Below are 17,645 nucleotides of genomic sequence, written 5' to 3'. Positions count from 1 at the left end.
GTTATTCACCACCAGTCATGTTCTTTACATTTGAAATCTCCATAAATGAAGCGCCACTGTTCTTTCCAAAACTACCACCAACAACAATAATCAAATCCTCGGGTTTAAACTTACCCTTATCGCTGACAATCTTCACAGCATCCTTAATGAACTCGTCCCTACTCTCGCGTGGTGAAAAGTATTCGGTATAAATACCATATGAAAGGGCAAGTTCGCGCATCACACGCTTATGGTAGCACTTCGCAAAAACAGGCAACTTCCCTCTAAATGCTGCCATATACCTACCAGTACGCCCAGTATTCGTATCTATAATAACAGCTTTAATTGGCAGACTCAACGAAGCCTTAACTGCAGAACGTGCAAGCTGCGCAGTAATCTCATTGTTTACCTTGATATAGCTAATCTCCTCCTCTGGATTAAGATGCTTTTCAATTTCCATTGCCACACGGCTCATGGTCTTCACCGCATCAATAGGATACTTTCCGTAAGCAGTTTCGCCACTTAGCATGATAGCATCAGTACGCTGATAGATTGCATTGGCAATATCACTTACCTCTGCTCGGGTTGGACGAGGATTGTCAATCATGGTGTGAAGCATTTGGGTAGCAATAATTACGGGCTTACGCATTTGCATTGCTGCTCGAATTAACTTACGCTGCACCACAGGAATCTGCTCAGCAGGAAGTTCAACCCCCAAGTCGCCGCGAGCCACCATGATTCCATAGGAATAGTTAAGAATTTCTTCGATATTATCTACACCTTCCTTATTTTCAATCTTAGAGATTATTTTAGTCTTACTTTTCTTCTCATCGAGAATTTTCTGGATAGCAAGCAAGTCGTGTTTGTTACGAACAAATGAGTGGGCTATAAAATCTATATCGTTATCGATAGCCCAATGAATAAACGCTATATCCTTATCGCTAAGAGGAGGCAACTTTACCTGCACCCCTGGCACATTAACGCTTTTCTTACCTTTTAGAGAACCATTATCCTGCGATTCGCAGAAAAGAAACTCTTCATTTTTATCGAGTACAAGGAAAGCCAACTCTCCATCATCAACCAGAATGGACGCACCTACTGGAACATCCTTAACAAAATCCTCATAGGAAACATAGATGGTATCGCCAAAAGATAAACCGTTGCTATCGCCTTTAAACTTAAGTTTATCACCATGCTTTACAACGATATTTTCCTCGTCCTTCATCTTGCACGTACGTACCTCAGGGCCCTTTGTGTCAACAAGGATGGCTATTTTTTCGGATACAGCCCTTACGTTCTCAATTACGCGTGTAGAATCTTCGGGGGTTTGATGGGCAGTATTCAAGCGAACAACATCCATTCCTGCTTCGTATAGCTGACGAATAAAATCTATATCACACCTTCTATCTGAAATGGTTGCTACAATCTTCGTTTTCTTTAGCATCTTTATGCAGTTTTACAGAGTTCGCTTGTATTACTAATTCCCAACAAAGGTAGTTTTTTAGGAGGTTTGCTAAAGCATTGTACGCCAGCCTTCACTCATTTTAACAAAGCATATATTAGGCTACCTAAAGATCATATTTTTACAGTATCCCTAAATATTCTCATATACGCATACCGTTATTCATAAAAAATGCGTTAAGATCATTATATTCGCACGTTTGAATATTTGAATAAACGGTGTGGAGATGGAATGGATTAATTACAAAGATGATTATTTAAATTTTTTGAGGTTGGAAAAGGGTCTCTCGGAGAACTCCTTAATGGCATACGAAAGAGACTTCAACAAACTTCATTCATTCGTACAAACGAGCTATACAAAACTTTCGCCCACGGACATTAAACAAAACCACCTGGAGGAGTTTCTTGCCTCGCTATACGACAGTGGACTTAATGCCCGCTCTCAAGCAAGGGTTTTAAGCAGCATCAAAGGTTTTTACAAGTACCTAATGCTCGAGGATATTATAGAAGAAGACCCTACAGAACTTATTCAGGGTCCGAAACTCGACAGAAAGTTGCCTCACACCCTAACGGTGGATGAAATCGATGCGCTTATTGCCGCCATTGATCTTAGCAAGCCCGAAGGGTCTCGAAACAGAGCAATACTCGAAACCTTATACAGCTGCGGGCTACGGGTAACAGAAGCCATCAGCCTCCGGCTGAGCGATCTATTCTTCAGAGAAGAGTACATCCGCGTTATTGGCAAAGGCAACAAAGAGCGCCTTGTCCCCATCAACCAAAAGGCTATTGGCTATATCGAGAAATACATTACAGACCGCAACAAACTAAACATAAATCCCAAAGCGGATAATATTCTTTTCCTGAACCGCCGGGGCAACCAGCTTACCCGTGTAATGGTGTTTACCATTATTAAGGAACTCAGCCGCAAGATTGGGCTGAAGAAAAAGATCAGCCCCCACACCTTCCGCCACTCGTTTGCATCGCATCTTTTCGAACGAGGAGCAGACTTAAGGGTTATCCAGGAGCTGCTTGGCCACGAAACCATCATCACCACCGAAATTTACACGCACCTCGAGAAGGAGCATCTGCGCGAAGTGCTGCTAATGCACCATCCGAGGGCTATAATGCCAAAGGGGTAACCGAAATCACACCAAAATCAAATCCACTACTAATACGTTAATTAAACCTATAATTAAGCGAACCAAAAGGCTATAACACAGTTTAAGGAATGCAGTTTTGCAAAAATTCATACCTTTGAAGCCCTTATAGGATTGTATAACAAAGCGAAATAACAACCTAAAAACAATTTCGATAAAATGTCACAAGTAAAACGCGTGTATACCTTCGGAAACAAGCAAGCCGAAGGTAACGGTAAAATGCGTGAGCTTCTTGGCGGTAAGGGCGCAAACCTTGCCGAAATGAACCTCATCGGCATGCCAGTTCCTCCCGGATTTACCATCACTACTGAAGTTTGTACAGAGTACTTCAAACTAGGAAAGGACGAAGTTGTAAAGACCCTTGTTCCTGAAGTAGAAAAAGCCGTAAAGTACGTGGAAGACATCATGGGTATGAAGTTCGGAAACAACGAAGATCCACTTCTTGTTTCTGTACGTTCAGGCTCTCGTGCTTCTATGCCAGGTATGATGGACACCATCCTTAACCTTGGTTTGAACGATGAGGCTGTTGAAGGTATTGCAAAGAAGAGCGGAAACGAAAGATTTGCTTGGGACTCATACCGCCGTTTCGTACAAATGTACGGCGACGTTGTTCTTGGTATGAAGCCTGCTTCGAAGGAAGAGGAAGATCCATTTGAAGTTATTATTGACCACCTTAAGGAAGAGAAAGGCGTTGAAAACGACACCGATCTTACCACTGCAGATCTTAAGGAGCTTGTTTCTCGCTTCAAGGCTGCTGTTAAGAAGGTTACTGGTCACGACTTCCCAACCAGCCCATGGGAGCAGCTTTGGGGTGCTGTTTGCTCAGTATTCGACAGCTGGATGAACGACCGCGCTATCCTTTACCGCCAGCTTAACAAGATTCCTGCTGATTGGGGAACTGCCGTTAACGTACAGGCAATGGTATTTGGTAACATGGGCGAAACATCGGCTACTGGCGTTTGCTTTTCTCGCGACTCAAGCACAGGCGAAAACCTATTCAACGGTGAGTACCTAGTTAACGCTCAAGGTGAAGACGTAGTGGCAGGTATCCGTACCCCACAAGAAATTACCATTATTGGTTCACAACGTTGGGCTGCCCGCAAGAGCATGTCTGAAGCAGAAAGAAAGGCAACCTTCCCATCTCTAGAAGAGGTTATGCCTGCTGCTTACAAGGAACTTTTTGATATCCAAAAGAAGATGGACACCTACTTCAAGGATATGCAAGATATGGAGTTCACCATCCAAGATGGTAAGCTTTGGATGCTTCAAACCCGTAATGGCAAGCGTACTGGTGCTGCAATGGTTAAGATTGCTATGGACCTAACCCGCGAAGGTCTTCTTTCCGAAGAAGAGGCCATCCTACGCGTTGAGCCTAACAAGCTAGACGAGCTTCTTCACCCAGTATTCGACAAGGCTGCCATCAAGAATGCGAAGACGATCTCTCGTGGTCTTCCTGCTTCTCCTGGTGCTGCTACCGGCCAAATCGTATTCTTTGCTGATGATGCAGAGGAGTGGGCAAACAACGGTAAGGAAACCATCCTTGTTCGTATCGAGACTTCGCCAGAAGACCTTAAGGGTATGAACGTAGCTAACGGTATCCTAACCGCTCGTGGTGGTATGACCTCTCACGCTGCCGTTGTGGCTCGTGGTATGGGTAAGTGCTGCGTATCGGGCGCTAGCAACCTTAAGATCGACTACAAGGCTCGCACCCTAGAGGTTGACGGGAAAGTATATAATGAAGGTGACTTTATCTCGCTAAACGGTACCACCGGTGAAGTTTACGACGGTAAGGTTGGAACCCAAAAGCCAGAGCTTAGCGGTGACTTCGGCGAAATCATGAAGATGGCCGATAAGTACGCTAAGATGCTTGTTAGAACCAACGCAGACACCCCACACGACGCTAAGGTAGCTCGCGAGTTCGGCGCTCAAGGTATTGGTCTTTGCCGTACCGAGCACATGTTCTTCGAAGGCGACCGCATCAAGAGCGTTCGCGAGATGATTCTTGCTAACGATGAGGCTGGCCGTCGTAAGGCGCTTGCTAAGCTTCTGCCTATGCAGCGCGAAGACTTCGAAGGCATCTTCGAGGTAATGGCTGGTCTTGCCGTAACCGTACGCCTACTCGACCCACCATTGCACGAGTTTGTTCCTCACGAAGAGAAGCAACAGCGCGAAATGGCTGCCGAGCTTGGCATTTCTTTCGAAGAGGTATGCGAGAAAGTTCACAGCCTTGAGGAAGTTAACCCAATGCTTGGACACCGTGGCTGCCGCCTAGGTAACACCTACCCCGAGATCACCGAAATGCAAGCTCGCGCTATCATCGAGGCTGCTCTTAACCTTAAGAAGAAGGGCGTTAACGCCGCTAAGGTTGAAATCATGGTTCCTCTTGTTGGTAACGTTAAGGAGCTGGAGTACCAAAAGGATATCATCGACACCACCATCGCTAAGGTATTCGCAGAGTACGGCGATAAGGTTGAGTACACCGTTGGTACCATGATCGAGGTTCCTCGTGCTGCGGTAACCGCTGACGAGATTGCTAAGGTTGCCCAGTTCTTCTCATTCGGAACCAACGACCTTACCCAGATGACCCTTGGTTTCTCTCGCGACGATATCGGCAAGTTCCTTCCCGAATATCTTAAGAGAGGTATCCTTAAGGTTGACCCATTCGAAGTACTCGACCAAGAAGGCGTTGGCCAGCTGGTTAAGGGTGCCGTTGCTAAGGGTCGTAACTCGCGCGAAAACCTTAAGTGCGGTATCTGCGGTGAGCACGGTGGAGAGCCATCGTCAGTTGAATTCTGCCACTTCGCAGGGCTTAACTACGTTTCTTGCTCGCCATTCCGTGTGCCAATCGCACGCCTTGCTGCTGCTCAAGCTGCCATCAAGGATAGCAAGAAGTAGTACCTACTTCAACATATATAGAAAGAGCCGCCTTTGTGCGGCTCTTTTTGTTTACAGCTAGCCCCCGTTGCGAATACCATCCACCTCCGACATGCGGTAAAGTCCGGCAATCCTGACATGAAGATTAGCGATCTTGATGTGAAGGTTGGCGTTCTTAACATGAAGATTAGCGATTTTCATATGAAGTTTGGCATTCTTCACATGAAGGTTGATGATCTTGACATGAAGGTTAGCGTTTTTCATATCAAGTTTGACGATCTTCACATGAAGGTTGGCGATATTGACGTGAAGATTAGCGATCTTGACATGAAGGTTGACATTCTTCGCATGAAAGTTGACGATCTTCACATCAAGTTTGACATTCCTCACATGAAAGTTGGCGATCTTGACGTGAAGGTTGGCGAACTTCACGCATCCGCGAATGGCAAACTCCTCGATTTCACCCCATGCACATCCGATTTTAGCATCGGCAACCTGATAAATATCATAGCTCTTCACCAACATATTCGCCCCAATCATCCTACTTTTGTGGAAAACCATTGCCATGCCACAAGCATCAATCAGCATAGGGGCCGGCGGTGCCCTTGCTGCCGAAGCTATTGCCGAGCAGCTTACCGCCGCAGGGCTAACCCCGATCAGCATAAATGCGACCAGCGGGGTGCTCTCGTTCGGCTACAAGGATGGTGCGGCCCTCCGCCACGCCGTCGAGGTGCTGCGCCGCTACGGCGTGGCGCTGGAGCTGAAGCGGGAGGTATTTCCCATTACCGGCATGAGCTGCGCCTCGTGCGCGGCCAGCGCCCAAACGATGCTATCCGCCGCCGAGGGCGTGGTGGAGGCATCGGTGAACATCGCCACCGAGTCGGGGCTGGTGGAGTACGCGCCAGCGCTCACCTCCCCTACCGACCTTCGGAGGGTGCTCCAGCAGGTGGGCTTCGACCTCATCATCGAGGAGGACAAGGCGGCGCTGGACGAGGAGGTGGCGCAGCAGCAGCGGGCGCACCTCAGGCAGCTCCGGAGGCAAACCGTTGGGGCCATTGCCTTCTCGATCCCCACGGCAGCCATTGGCATGCTTTGGATGGAGTGGCGCTACGCCAACGTGGCCATGTGGCTGCTCGCGACCCCGGTACTGCTCATCTTCGGGCAGCAGTTCTTCGTAAACGCCTGGCGGCAGGCTCGCCATCGAAAGGCGAACATGGACACGCTGGTGGCCATCAGCACCGCTACGTCCTACGCCTTCAGCGTATTCAACACGCTGCTCACCGAGGTATGGCTTCGCCAAGGGCTTGAGGCGCACGTCTACTTCGAAGCATCGGCCGTAATCATCTCGTTTATTCTGCTAGGAAGACTCCTTGAGGAGCGAGCCAAAAGCAGCACCTCGTCGGCCATCAGGCAGCTGGTAGGGCTACAGCCCAACACGGTTGTCCGCATCAACAGCAACGGCGAAGAGGAAGAGATCCCCATCGCCAAGGTGCTTAAGGGCGATAGGCTGATTGCCAAGCCAGGCGAGAAGATTGCGGTAGACGGAAGGGTGGCCTCCGGCAGCTCGTTCGTGGACGAAAGCATGATTACCGGCGAGCCCATCGCCTCGGAGAAGTTCGAAGGCGAGCCCGTATACGCGGGCACCATCAACCAGAACGGATACCTTACCTATATAGCCGAGAAAATTGGGGGTGAAACCATCCTAGCCCAAATCGTGAAAAAGGTGCAGGAGGCGCAGGGAAGCAAGGCCCCCGTGCAGCACCTGGTGGATAGGATTGCGGGGATATTCGTTCCCGTGGTGATGGCCATTGCCCTCGCCAGCTTTGGACTATGGATGGCGCTTGGGGGCGACAACGCCGTGTCGATGGCCATCCTATCGTTTGTAACCGTGCTGGTAATCGCCTGCCCCTGCGCGCTAGGGCTGGCAACGCCAACGGCCATCATGGTTGCCATGGGCAAGGGTGCACAGCGCGGAATCCTAATTAAGGATGCCGAGAGCCTTGAGATGGCCCAAAAAGTAGGCGTTGTCCTGCTCGACAAGACAGGCACCATTACCCAAGGAGATGTAAAAGTCGACAGCATTGAGTGGGACAGCGAGGCTGACATCAACCAACTCTCGTCGGCGCTCTACAGCATAGAAAAGCGATCGAACCACCCGCTAGCAAACGCCGTAGTGGCCTACCTCGAAGGTCAAGGCAAAGCTGCTGACATCTCGGAATTCGAAAGCATCACCGGACGTGGAGTAAGAGCCACCATCGGCACCACTAGCTACTACGTAGGCAACCTACAGCTTATCGAAGAGCAGCATATTCCTATTTCGGATAGGATGATGGAGGCCTTCGAGCATCATTCGGACCAAGGGCGCACGGTGGTTCTTTTCGCCCAGCAGGATGGCGTTGTGGCAGCCATAGCGCTATCCGACCAGCTAAAGCCCACCTCAGCCGAGGCCATACGAAGGCTCCGTGAGAGGGGAATCGAAGTGGTAATGCTCACCGGCGACGCCGACAGGGTTGCACAGGCCGTTGCCAAGCAGGTCGGCGTTAGCGGGTACAGAAGCCAGCTGCTTCCATCCGACAAGTCGGATTTCGTAAAGCAGCTGCAAGCCGAAGGGAAAGTGGTGGCCATGGTTGGCGATGGCATCAACGATGCCGAAGCGCTGGCCCAAGCCAACGTCAGCATCGCCATGGGCAAAGGTACCGACATTGCCATGTCGGTGGCCAAGATCACCATCATCTCCTCCGACTTAACGAAGGTTGCAGAGGCTATAACCCTCTCCTCCATCACCACCCGCACCATCAGGCAGAACCTTTTCTGGGCGTTCATCTACAACGTTGTCGGCATTCCGATAGCGGCAGGAGCGCTATTCCCGCTGACGGGATTCATGCTCAACCCCATGGTGGCAAGCGCGGCCATGGCGCTCAGCTCCGTATCGGTGGTGTCGAACAGCCTTCGGATTCGTTCGCACAAAATCTAGCGTTGAATGTTACTAGGGAAAATTATAAAACCGAATATCATGACCAAGTTTGAATTCAAGACAACCATCAACTGCGGCGGATGCCTGGCAAAGGTAAAACCCGTACTCGACGCCAACAGCAGCATCAAGAGCTGGAATGTTGATACCTCGACACCCGAAAAGGTGCTAACCGTAGAAACCGACAGCGCAACGCCCGAGCAAATCATCGATGCGCTGGCTAAAATCGGGTACAAGGCCGAGCTGAAGTAAGCGATAGCGCCCGCAATTCATACAGATAATGCAAAGCTGAGCCCCTGGTTCTTTTTGCATTATTTGCATACGCGCAGCCGCAACCCCATCCTCGGAAGCAATTAATACCTATCTTGCCCAAAAGAATACAGAGCAGCAATGATACGACCAGCAACCTCCGCAGATGCCTCCGCCATCTGCAGCATCTACAACCATTACATAGAGAATACGGTAATCACCTTCGAGGAAGATGTTCTTACCGAAGATGAAATGGCCGAACGAATACGCGCATACAGCGAGAAGTACACCTACATCGTGTACGAGGAGAATGGAGAGGTGATTGGATATGCCTACGGCTCGAGCTGGAGAACACGAAGGGCGTACCGATTCAGCACCGAGACCACCGTTTACCTAAAGGATGGAGCCGCAGGGAAAGGAATTGGCACCTTGCTCTACACCGAGCTCATTGTAAGGCTTAAAGAAAAAGGATTCCACTCGCTGATAGGCTGCATAACCCTACCCAACGAAAACAGCGAGAAACTCCACGAGAAGATGGGATTTAAAAAAGTAGCCCACTTCCACGAAGCGGGCCGGAAATTCGATCAATGGCTTGACGTTGGCTTCTGGGAAAAGCTGGTCTAAATCGAGTTTAACTCCTCGGCAAACAACCCCTTTAGCCGATTTATCACAACAGGGAAGGTAAAAAGATCATGCTTTTTGTTCTTCTTTTCAAAGAAGGCAGAGGCAATCGTACAAATCCCCATAACCTCATTGTAAAGCGAGCATAGCGTTGCAACCTGCCGATCGTCCAACTCGCGACCAGTGGATAAGAGAGACACTTGCACTTCCTTCATCTCGTTAAGCAGCGCTGCCTGTTGCGTTAGCCTATCAAGAAGGAATGAATTCACGCCATTTCTGACTAGTTCACCCCGCACTCCTGCTGATAAGTTTAATGCGAAATGCTCCAACAGGCATATCAGTTCTTCCTCCGACAGCGCTGTTAGCTTTTTCTGAAACATTGTAAACCCTAAAGTAGCCAAGCTGCTGCTTTTCCTCTCCGGATTAGCCTGAAAATCCACTTCAATCTGCACTTTCAGGCAGCTTAAATCGAAGGCAGCCTTTTGCAGGGAGTCGTAAATGTCAAACTTTAAAAATTGGAGAACGTTGGGTAGGCTCAAGCCAAGTATTTCAGAGAAGGCATTATCCAGCCGGTTGTCAAGATCCGTAATATAGCTGCGCGTCCACAACGAACGAATCACCGAAAGTTCCTTTATGCAGCAGCGCAAATTTGCTGCAATCATTTTTCCACCAGCCAGCATAAGTGCATCACTGTAAGGGTAGTTCCGAGTAACCATAACTTTTATTTTTAGAGTAAAGCAAACAGTTAGCTTACATTTAAAGTCCCCTAAAACTACTTTAAATGTAAAAGCCTAGCAAGTTTTTTACCTATTATATATCATCATCGTCCTGCTAAAATCATTTCCATCATTCAACGGTCAGAATCCATTTTCCCGTTCATCTCCTTTTCCATGAAAAACCAGCACCATTAACAGCGTTTAGCACTATAAGAATGCGCCGTTAAAACCTCCAGCGGCGATTCCTTTTGCATTTCGGCAAATAAAAAGGTGTATTACTTTAAATTGCCCAGCACTACCTTTTATCAAGCTACAGTTTAAAGCTAAACAAAACCGAGATCAATATAAAACAAAGTTCAATTCGCACGAATATGTGTTAAACCAACATGGTATTAAAGAAAACCCCATATGTTTTTAAACAATAAAACAGGCCATATTTTTCTCGCAAAACTTTCGGTAATCCCATCGGGTTCAACTACATTTGCTCAAATCTTTTAACATAACGTTTATGAAACTTTCGCATATCGAGCACATCGGCATTGCCGTTAAGGATTTAGCAACTGCAATACCTTACTATGAAAAGGTTCTAGGTTTAACTTGCTACAACATCGAAGAAGTTAAAGAGCAAAAGGTTAAGACCGCATTTTTCAAGGTTGGACAAACCAAGATCGAGCTACTAGAATCAACCGATCCTGAAGGACCAATTGGCAAGTTTGTTGAGAAAAAGGGCGAAGGCGTTCACCACATCGCATTTGCAGTAGAAGGCATTGAAGGTGCTCTTGAGTTTGCTGCAGAGCAAGGCGTGCAACTAATCGACAAGACTCCTCGTAAAGGGGCTGAGGGTCTTAGCATCGCATTCCTACACCCAAAATCAACTATGGGCGTTCTTACTGAACTTTGCGAAGACAAAAACAAGTAGAAATAACCTGATATTACTCCAATGACCCAACAAGACAAAATTAATGAGCTGATCAAGCTTCGCGAAGAAGCGAAGCTTGGCGGTGGACAAAAGAGAATTGATTCTCAGCACAAGAAGGGTAAATTCACGGCTCGCGAGCGTATCGAAATGCTCCTTGACGAGAAGAGCTTCGAAGAGTTCGACATGTTCGTTAGCCACAGATGTATCGATTTCGGTTTAGAGAAGGAAACTTACCTATCTGACGGTGTTGTTACTGGTTACGGTACTATCGACGGACGTCTTGTTTACGTATTCTCTCAAGACTTTACTGTATTCGGAGGTTCTCTATCTGAAATGTTTGCAGCAAAGATCTGCAAGGTTATGGATATGGCCATGAAGACTGGTGCTCCTGTTATCGGTATCAACGACTCGGGTGGTGCTCGTATTCAAGAAGGTGTTAAGGCACTTGGTGGCTACGCTGATATCTTCCAACGCAACATTTTGGCATCAGGTGTTATTCCTCAGATTTCTGCCATGTTTGGTCCTTGCGCTGGTGGTGCTGTGTACTCTCCTGCACTTACCGACTTCAACATCATGACCAGAGGAACCAGCTACATGTTCGTAACCGGACCAAAGGTTGTTAAGACCGTAACCGGCGAAGATGTAACCCAAGAGCAGCTTGGTGGTGCTAGCATCCACGCAACTAAGTCGGGTGTTGCTCACTTTGTAGCCGACAACGAGGAAGAAGGTATCCTGCTTATCCGTAAGCTGCTTAGCTACCTTCCACAAAACAACCTCGAAGAGGCTCCTCTTAAGCTTACCAACGATCCAATAAACCGTATCGAAGAGCGTCTTAACGATATTATTCCTGATAATACGAACAAGCCATACGACGTTAAGGAAGTTATCCACATGTTGGTTGACGATAAGGAATTCCTTGAAGTACACCGTGACTACGCTCCAAACATCATCTGCGGATTTGCCCGTTTCAACGGTATGTCAGTAGGTATCGTGGCTAACCAGCCTATGTACCTTGCAGGTGTGCTTGATATGAACGCATCGCGTAAGGCTGCACGTTTCGTACGCTTCTGCGACGCCTTCAACATTCCATTGGTAACCCTTGTAGACGTTCCTGGATTCCTTCCTGGTACAGCTCAGGAGTACGGCGGTATCATCCTTCACGGTGCTAAGCTTCTATTCGCTTACGGCGAAGCTACTGTACCTAAGGTAACCGTTATCCTTCGCAAGGCTTACGGTGGTGCATACGACGTAATGAGTTCGAAGCACCTTCGTGGCGACATCAACTACGCTTGGCCAGGTGCTGAGATCGCAGTTATGGGTCCTAAGGGAGCTATCGAAGTACTTCTTAGCCGCGAAATCGGAAGCATCGAAGATGAGAAAGCTAAGGTTCAATTCCTTGTTGAAAAGGAACAGGAATATCGCGACAAATTTGCCAACCCATACGTGGCTGCCAAGTTTGGCTACATCGACGATGTAATCGAGCCTAAGAATACCCGTTTCCGTATTGCTCGTGCACTTCAGTCGCTTGCTACTAAGAAGGATGTTAATCCTCCTAAGAAGCACTCGAATATTCCACTATAACAGGTACTCCCCTATGAACAAACTTTTTAATTCGTTAAGAAGTTTGGGTATCCTCATATCGCTATGCGCTTTTGCGGGCAACGCTGTTGCCCAAAGCGCTAGCGACTTGAAGGTAAACGAATTTCTTGTAAACAATGTCAGCAACTATCAAGATGACTTCGGGGCTCGGTCCTCTTGGATAGAAATTTTCAACACAGCCAACAGTTCCGTAAACATTGCAGGCTGCTATCTCACCAACGACCCCAAGAATCCCACAAAGTTCAGAATTCCCAAAGGCAACTCTATAACCCAAATTCCTTCGAGAGGTTATCTCGTGTTTTGGGCCGACAACAATACTACCCAAGGCATTCTCCACCTCAATTTCGATCTTAAAAGTTCTAACTACTTAGCTCTTTACGACCAAAGCGGGAAAGTGCTTATTGATAGCGTATCTTTTAACCCTGCTGTACAAAAGGCTGACACCTCTTGTGCTCGCGTTTTTGATGCAGATGCTAAATGGGCTCTTCTTGCGAAGCCAACTCCTAATGCAAACAACAATGCTGCAGAACAGCCATCAGCTGGATCGACCATACAAAAGTCGGCCCCACACGGTGCTGCCCTAGCGCTTTTTGCTATAGTCGTTGTATGCGTTATCCTAATTCTACTATCTGTGTTGTTCAAATACATTGGCAAGGCAAACATCAACCGGGCCAAGAAGGCAACACTTATGGAATTTGAGAAGCAAGGTATTCCTGCAACGTCCATGGATGAGGGAGAAATATCTGGCGAAGCACTTGCAGCCATAGCGATGGCGCTTCAGCTGTTCGAGACCGAAAAGGTAGATCTCGATTCAACGATACTAACCATCGAAAAAACTTCGCGCACCTACTCACCCTGGAGCTCGAAGATTTACAGCATGAGTCAAGTTCCTCATAAGAAATAATCCAAAACGCTACTGCCATGAAAAACTTTAAGTTTAAAATAAACGGAAACGACTATACCGTTCATATCTCTAATGTAGAAGGCAACATTGCCGAGTTAGAGGTAAACGGCACTCCATATAAAGTTGAGCTCGATAGGGAACTTAAGCAAACCAAAACGCCTAAGCTGGTTCGCCCAGAGGCTATTCCTTCAACCGACTCGCACCCATCAGTTGCGAAAACGGTTAGCCCTGGTGTCGCCACATCTGGCTCTATTAAGTCGCCACTTCCTGGTACTGTCCTTAGCGTAAACGTGAAGGTAGGCGATGTTGTTAAGGTAGGACAACGACTCCTTCAGCTGGAAGCCATGAAGATGGAAAACAACATCGACTCCGACAAGGAGGGCCGCATTGCTGCCGTTAACGTAAAACAGGGCGACAGCGTGATGGAAGGCGATGTGCTAATCGTAATAGAAGCTATTAACAAGGCGCCAAAGCAACCCGAAGCACCTGCTCAGGTTCGCCAAGAGGCTGCTTCTACAACCAGCGCACAGCCATCGGTTGCGAAGGGCGCTAGCAGAGGTGCTGCCACTTCGGGGACTATCAAGTCGCCACTTCCTGGCACCATTCTTAGCGTGAACGTAAAGGTGGGTGATACCGTGAAGGTAGGACAACGGCTACTTGTACTGGAAGCTATGAAGATGGAAAACAACATCGACTCCACCAAGGAGGGCCGCATTGCTGCCGTTAAGGTTAAGCAGGGCGACAGCGTGATGGAAGGCGATGTGCTAATCGTAATAGAAGAGATAGGCAAGGAAATTAAGCAACCCGAGGCACCCAAGCAGGCACAGCCCGAAGCTGCTCCTTCGCCCAAACCTCAGCCATCGGCTGCAAAGACCGCTAGCCCAAGCGCTGCCAAATCGGCGGTTAACGTTAAGTCGCCACTTCCTGGCACCATTCTTAGCGTGAACGTGAAGGTAGGCGATACCGTTAAGGTAGGACAAAGGCTTCTGGTACTGGAAGCCATGAAAATGGAAAACAACATCGACTCCGAAAAGGAAGGCCGCATTGCTGCTATTAAGGTTAAGCCAGGCGACAGCGTGATGGAAGGTGATGTGCTAATTGTAATCGAATAGTATCGTTACCATGGAACAAACCCAGAGCACCTTTTCGTATCTGTCCGACCTAACATCACAGCTTCTGAGCTACACGGCTTTTGCCAACCTTACGCTCGGACATATCATCATGGTTGTAGTTGGGCTAGCGTTTATCTACCTAGCCATAAAGAAAGACTACGCTCCTCTACTCCTTATCCCCATCGGATTTGGCATAATTATAGGAAACATTGCCTTCGCCCCAGGCTTCAAGATTGGCGTTTACGAGAGCGGCAGCGTGCTCAGCTACTTTTACGCCGGGATGACTAGCGGGGTATTCCCTTCGCTAATATTCTTGGGCGTTGGCGCAATGACCGACTTTTCGGCGCTGATCTCCAACCCCAAGCTGATGCTTGTCGGAATTGCAGCCCAAGCGGGCATCTTTGGCGCTTACGCTGCCGCCCTATGGCTTGGTTTTACGCCCGGAGAGTCTGGTGCAATTGGCATCATTGGCAGTGCCGATGGTCCTGCAGCCATCTTCCTTTCGGGTAGAATAGCCCCCGAGCTTATTGGGGTAATTGCCCTCTCGGCCTACTCGTACATGGCACTGGTTCCAGCCATCCAGCCTCCTTTTATGAAGCTGCTTACCACCAAAAGGGAGCGCGTAATCCGCATGAAGGCACCTCGCCAGGTGTCGCAACTCGAGAAGATTCTCTTCCCCATCGTTGGGTTGCTTCTCACCTGCCTTTTTGTGCCAGCGGCGCTTCCTCTTTTAGGGATGCTCTTTCTGGGCAACCTGCTTAAGGAAAGCACCGTTACCAAACGCTTGGCCGAAACCGCAAAGGGCCCAATGATCGACTTGGTGACCATCCTTATCGGATTAACCATTGGAGCATCAACCCAGGCTACTGTGTTCTTCACCCAAAAGTCGTTGACCATCTTTATCCTTGGTATCCTTGCGTTTGTGGTGGCCACCATTGCCGGTGTGATATTCGTAAAGTTCATCAACCTATTCCTTAAGGAAGGAAACAAGATGAATCCGCTTATCGGTAATGCCGGAGTTTCGGCGTTGCCCGATAGCGCACGCGTATCGCAATACGTGGGGCTGGAATACAACACCAATAACCACCTGCTGATGCACGCCATGGGGCCAAACGTGGCAGGCGTAATTGGTAGCGCTTTGGCTGCTGGTATTCTGCTTAGCTTCCTCAGCTAGTAAATTCTGCTTTACATACAGATTCGGGTAGAGACGCTGCATGCAGCGTCTCTACTTTTTTTTAGGGAAACGAGCAGATCAGCCGGCCGAAAACAAGGGTTCTATAACGTTTTATGCTGGACGTAACTTCCCCGCATTACATGCGGGCTATTAGAATTCAATCCCTACAGGATTGTAGATTAGCAACCATTATGCGACAATACTCAGGATTAGAGAATCCAGCGATCATTACTACGACCTAAAAACCGGAGGGCTTTAATTTTAATAGCCTCGAGTGAAACTCTGGTAGCAGATCGAAAAATGGGAAAACGCCAAAGGGGTTGAATGGATTCACTAGGGAGCGGGCAAATCCATCGATATCCCCCACCCTATTCGTTATAGCACATAAACAAGAGAGGCCTTACGCGATGTAAGGCCTCTCCTGAAATGCATTTTTATAGTTTCAGCTTATGCAAGCTTCACGTTTACAGCATTGATTCCTTTTTTACCTTCTTCTAGGTCAAAAGTAACCTCGTCGTTTTCCTTGATTTTGTCAACCAAACCAGATACGTGTACGAAGTATTCCTTTGCCGATTCGGCATCTTTAATGAATCCAAAACCTTTGGTCTCATTAAAAAACTTTACTGTTCCTTTGCTCATTTTGATAAAATTAATGGGCGAAAGGTACGAATTAACATTTTAGAAATCACCTTTTATTTTAAATTATGCACTAAAAGAGATTTTTTTATCTAAAAACAGGGCTACAGCTAGCTGTAGCAGGCTTTTACATTCAAAAAAAAAATTGTCAATCACCATTTTTTCAGCCCTATACGACGGATTTTTTCGCTTTTTTGCCCGCTCCAACTGTCGAGCAGCGCCATATTTTCGGCAAGAAACGCCCAAAACTGGAGAGAACCCGCTTACAGTCTCAACGATACAGCCTCGACCAGCCGCCAAGCACTCTCGACTGGATGCCAATCGACTTTCAGCCTCCAAAGTACTGCTATCGATGAAGCGTTAGCCCCAAAACCTACGAGCTTCCCCCAAGGGCACAGAAGAAATTCGGCTAAGCACCCCCGCGCTGCCGTTGGGGCAGCCTCCGTTACGGCTATCGGACGAACCTTTAGAGCTTGGCACGCAGCAATAGCTCCAACCGTGGCACGATCGGCTCCAATCATGGCTCACTAAACTCCTCCGATGGCACAGTTGGCTCCTCCCTTGGCACGATAGGCTCCTCCTTTGGCACCGATAACTCCTCCTTTGGCACGGAAAACTCTTTTCTTGGCACAGATAACTCCTTTCTGGGCACAGGAAACCCTTTTCATGGCTCCATTAGCGGTTATCCAACATCGGGGAAGAGATATTTTTGCTACATTGAGGGCATTCTAACCAATACTACCAACCTATGCTGATATTTAGCCTAGAGCGCATCCTTAACCTAAAAGGAGTTACGGATCCCAGCGGGTATCTTCGCAAACGGGGATACGGAAAAAAGAAGGCAATCGCCATAGCCTTCGGGAAAAACCGCATGATTAGCCTCGACGAGATGGAGCAGTTCTGCCAAGATTTCGGCTGCACGCCCAACGACCTGCTCTCGTGGACACCTTCGGAACCCAAAGACGACTACCCCACCAACCCTCTACAGCCGCTCCGCCGTACCGAGGAGGTACTCCCGGTTATTGAGCTGATGAAGAACATCTCGAACAAGGGAATTGCCGAGCTGGAGCGCTACATCCAAGAGCGCAAGGGTGACAGACCGAAGGAGTAGAAGAGACAGGGCGTTGCCTTGTCTCTTAAGCCCACAACCTGCCAATCAACCCTATCCTAACAGAGGGTGCTAATTTCGGAGAGTTGTATTTTATTATTGTTGATAAAAAGTAAGCACATTATAAATTAACGGGATTATGAAAAGGAAAGTTTTGCTTGTTTG

The 17,645-nt window shown here is 48.1% G+C and carries 15 protein-coding genes and 1 pseudogene; 12 read left to right on the top strand and 4 right to left on the bottom strand.

Going from position 1 to position 17,645, the window contains the following annotated elements; genetic code table 11:
• Position 1: 1 nt before the first annotated feature.
• Positions 2–1,423: a pyruvate kinase gene (gene pyk / locus ACHZA1_RS13790; RefSeq protein ID WP_320052442.1), complete on the bottom strand. Its 1,422-nt coding sequence runs from the start codon at positions 1,421–1,423 to the stop codon at positions 2–4.
• Between the two features lie 244 nt (positions 1,424–1,667).
• On the opposite strand from pyk, the gene xerD reads away from it, so the two are divergent.
• Both xerD and ppdK read left to right on the top strand, forming a co-directional pair.
• Positions 1,668–2,579 (top strand): site-specific tyrosine recombinase XerD, encoded by a 912-nt coding sequence (xerD, locus tag ACHZA1_RS13785; RefSeq protein ID WP_320052441.1) that lies wholly within the window; start codon positions 1,668–1,670, stop codon positions 2,577–2,579.
• Positions 2,580–2,756: 177 nt separating this feature from the next.
• A complete protein-coding gene (ppdK, locus tag ACHZA1_RS13780) occupies positions 2,757–5,492 on the top strand; it encodes a pyruvate, phosphate dikinase (protein ID WP_320052440.1) in 2,736 nt (911 codons plus the stop codon).
• 57 nt (positions 5,493–5,549) lie between these two features.
• Here ppdK and ACHZA1_RS13775 read toward each other — a convergent pair whose 3' ends face one another.
• The gene (locus tag ACHZA1_RS13775; protein WP_320052439.1) at positions 5,550–6,038 is read right to left on the bottom strand and encodes a hypothetical protein; all 489 of its coding nucleotides are present in this window, start codon (positions 6,036–6,038) and stop codon (positions 5,550–5,552) included.
• On the opposite strand from ACHZA1_RS13775, the gene ACHZA1_RS13770 reads away from it, so the two are divergent.
• The 3 genes from ACHZA1_RS13770 (at position 6,037) to ACHZA1_RS13760 (ending at position 9,315) form a co-directional block, all read left to right on the top strand.
• Positions 6,037–8,445, top strand: coding sequence for a heavy metal translocating P-type ATPase (locus ACHZA1_RS13770; protein ID WP_320052437.1), 2,409 nt, complete (start codon positions 6,037–6,039; stop codon positions 8,443–8,445). The two genes, ACHZA1_RS13775 and ACHZA1_RS13770, sit on opposite strands and share 2 nt — an antisense overlap.
• 39 nt (positions 8,446–8,484) lie before the next feature.
• Positions 8,485–8,694: a cation transporter gene (locus ACHZA1_RS13765; protein WP_320052436.1), complete on the top strand. Its 210-nt coding sequence runs from the start codon at positions 8,485–8,487 to the stop codon at positions 8,692–8,694.
• 138 nt (positions 8,695–8,832) lie between these two features.
• On the top strand, positions 8,833–9,315 hold the full coding sequence (locus tag ACHZA1_RS13760; protein WP_320052435.1) for an arsinothricin resistance N-acetyltransferase ArsN1 family B: 483 nt from the start codon (positions 8,833–8,835) through the stop codon (positions 9,313–9,315).
• Here ACHZA1_RS13760 and ACHZA1_RS13755 read toward each other — a convergent pair.
• Complete coding sequence (locus ACHZA1_RS13755) at positions 9,312–10,028, bottom strand: hypothetical protein (protein WP_320052434.1); 717 nt, start codon at positions 10,026–10,028, stop codon at positions 9,312–9,314. The genes ACHZA1_RS13760 and ACHZA1_RS13755 overlap by 4 nt on opposite strands.
• 508 nt (positions 10,029–10,536) lie before the next feature.
• Here ACHZA1_RS13755 and mce point away from each other — a divergent pair.
• From mce to ACHZA1_RS13725, 6 genes and pseudogenes are all read left to right on the top strand, one after another.
• Positions 10,537–10,947: a methylmalonyl-CoA epimerase gene (mce, locus tag ACHZA1_RS13750; RefSeq protein ID WP_320052433.1), complete on the top strand. Its 411-nt coding sequence runs from the start codon at positions 10,537–10,539 to the stop codon at positions 10,945–10,947.
• A 21-nt stretch (positions 10,948–10,968) separates the two neighbouring features.
• On the top strand, positions 10,969–12,528 hold the full coding sequence (locus ACHZA1_RS13745; protein WP_320052432.1) for an acyl-CoA carboxylase subunit beta: 1,560 nt from the start codon (positions 10,969–10,971) through the stop codon (positions 12,526–12,528).
• A 13-nt stretch (positions 12,529–12,541) separates the two neighbouring features.
• Complete coding sequence (locus ACHZA1_RS13740; protein ID WP_320052431.1) at positions 12,542–13,450, top strand: OadG family transporter subunit; 909 nt, start codon at positions 12,542–12,544, stop codon at positions 13,448–13,450.
• Positions 13,451–13,467: 17 nt separating this feature from the next.
• Positions 13,468–13,902, top strand: a pseudogene (locus ACHZA1_RS13735) (acetyl-CoA carboxylase biotin carboxyl carrier protein); the annotation flags it as partial.
• A complete protein-coding gene (locus tag ACHZA1_RS13730; protein ID WP_394701081.1) occupies positions 13,885–14,562 on the top strand; it encodes a biotin/lipoyl-containing protein in 678 nt (225 codons plus the stop codon). The pseudogene ACHZA1_RS13735 and the gene ACHZA1_RS13730, both read left to right, overlap by 18 nt.
• Before the next feature lie 10 nt (positions 14,563–14,572).
• Positions 14,573–15,736, top strand: a complete 1,164-nt coding sequence (locus ACHZA1_RS13725; protein WP_320052430.1) for a sodium ion-translocating decarboxylase subunit beta — start codon at positions 14,573–14,575, stop codon at positions 15,734–15,736.
• A gap of 447 nt (positions 15,737–16,183) precedes the next feature.
• Here the strand turns inward: ACHZA1_RS13725 and ACHZA1_RS13720 are convergent, their stop codons facing one another.
• Positions 16,184–16,375, bottom strand: coding sequence for a cold shock domain-containing protein (locus ACHZA1_RS13720; protein ID WP_320052429.1), 192 nt, complete (start codon positions 16,373–16,375; stop codon positions 16,184–16,186).
• Between the two features lie 745 nt (positions 16,376–17,120).
• On the opposite strand from ACHZA1_RS13720, the gene ACHZA1_RS13715 reads away from it, so the two are divergent.
• Entirely contained in the window at positions 17,121–17,483 is a 363-nt protein-coding gene (locus ACHZA1_RS13715) for a hypothetical protein (RefSeq protein ID WP_320052428.1), read from the top strand.
• The last annotated feature ends 162 nt before the right edge of the window (positions 17,484–17,645 follow it).

The sequence above is a fragment of the uncultured Acetobacteroides sp. genome (assembly GCF_963667355.2).
Lineage (GTDB): Bacteria > Bacteroidota > Bacteroidia > Bacteroidales > ZOR0009 > Acetobacteroides.
This window is presented reverse-complemented; position numbering and strand designations above follow the sequence as displayed.